The following is a 1,452-nucleotide window of genomic DNA, read 5'->3' as shown; positions in this document are numbered from 1 at the left end:
TGTTCAGGCGCGTAACTGACTGATAAATAACGCGGTGACTAAGGGCGGCAACCCTTAACCACCGCTCACCACAAGCAACTAACAGGAGTAGTTAATCATGGCTGAACACGATATTACGCCAGAAGTCGTCATTTCCAAAACACAGCGCCGCTATAAAGTCGGCTATGTCAGAGCCCGCCACCAGGACCGCACAACCGGTATAGCCCGGTATTATTCACAACACCCCAGCCTGCACCTCAAGGGCGACTGGCTGAAAGAAGCCGGATTTGATACCGGGCGGGGTGTGACGGTGAAGATTTCGGAGGGGTGCCTGACCATCATCGCTGACAGTGACGAGGTACAGGAACTGCGGGAGGAACTTTATCAGGTTAAACGGGTGGTGAAGGGAATAAAAAGCGGGATGTGGGAAGTGCTGAAAGATAATTAAATAAAAAAGCCGGGGAGATTTGATTTTCTCCCCGGCCATTTAAATTATGAATATTTTATTTCAGAAAATATTTTCCCAATTTCCTTTACATATTTCTTAGAACCGGGAATCCGAATTTTTGTCACATAATCAAGCAAATCGTTCGGTCTTTTCGATAATAAATAATACTCTATCAGATGACCAATAGGGAAGTTTATCTTAGGCGCTTGATTGATGATATTATCTTTCCCACCATTAGCCTCTGTATAAGTAACTTGTTTTTTTACAATGTAACTTATTGAATCTGACCTGCAATTTGATATAACCCAATGCAAATCATCAAAAGACATCGAGGCATATTCCAACCATTTTTCCATAAGGTTAACAACAACATCATAAACCTTTGATTTTCTATCTATCTTTTCTGAAAGAGACTTATCCAAGTCATTAAGAAAATCAACATAAATATCAGATTGCATAAATTCAGCCAGTCTCATTTTAAAACCCCTTATAGTTTCCAATGTCTTGTAGTATTTCAAGTAACGTACTACCTGGATGTCTATAGGGATCTTTAGCTGCATGTTCCCAGGGCGTCACTTTCTCAAGGTTATATGGAATATCAACATGCTTACCATCGCGTTGAGGCCAATGACGATGGTTTAGTTCTAGCGATACGTTTCTTATTCTTTCTGTACCTGTTTTAAAATGGAATTCTTTAACTCGAATTCTTGGAGCAAGACCAAAACGCATTCTTAACATATTCACGGATGAATACATGCCTTTTGGCGCTGCTTTAGCTTCTGCTTTCCAGTAATCACGTCTGGCCGAACTCCAGCATTTAAGTCCTAACGGGTCAATCCACCCCAGCGGATTCGGCGCGTATTGGTATAAGTTTAGCCCACCCGCCAACCCTATCGGGTCCGGCTGCGTAAACCGCCCGACATCCGGATCATAGTACCTGTGCAGATTGTAGTGCAGCCCCGTTTCCCTGTCGAGGTACTGTCCCTGGTAGCGCAGGCTCTGCTCCACCCCGCCGTGATCCTTCT

3 protein-coding genes are annotated in these 1,452 nt (G+C 43.6%); 1 reads left to right on the top strand and 2 read right to left on the bottom strand.

Annotated elements, in window-relative coordinates; translation table 11 throughout:
- Window positions 1-97 precede the first annotated feature (97 nt).
- Window positions 98-427 carry a SymE family type I addiction module toxin gene (locus A7Z06_RS21490; RefSeq protein ID WP_105279588.1) on the top strand — a complete coding sequence of 110 codons (330 nt, stop codon included), beginning with the start codon at window positions 98-100 and terminating at the stop codon, window positions 425-427.
- Between the two features lie 44 nt (window positions 428-471).
- Here the strand turns inward: A7Z06_RS21490 and A7Z06_RS21485 are convergent, their stop codons facing one another.
- Together A7Z06_RS21485 and A7Z06_RS21480 are read right to left on the bottom strand one after the other, a co-directional pair.
- Window positions 472-903, bottom strand: coding sequence for a hypothetical protein (locus A7Z06_RS21485; RefSeq protein WP_105279587.1), 432 nt, complete (start codon window positions 901-903; stop codon window positions 472-474).
- Window position 904: 1 nt separating this feature from the next.
- The coding region (locus tag A7Z06_RS21480; protein ID WP_193510705.1) for an RHS repeat-associated core domain-containing protein at window positions 905-1,452 on the bottom strand (548 nt) is incomplete at its 5' end.

Source organism: Escherichia sp. MOD1-EC6819, assembly GCF_002965765.1.
In the GTDB taxonomy this organism is placed as follows: domain Bacteria; phylum Pseudomonadota; class Gammaproteobacteria; order Enterobacterales; family Enterobacteriaceae; genus Escherichia; species Escherichia ruysiae.
Note: the sequence above shows the minus strand (reverse complement) of the source record. Positions and strands in the feature narration are given on the sequence as shown.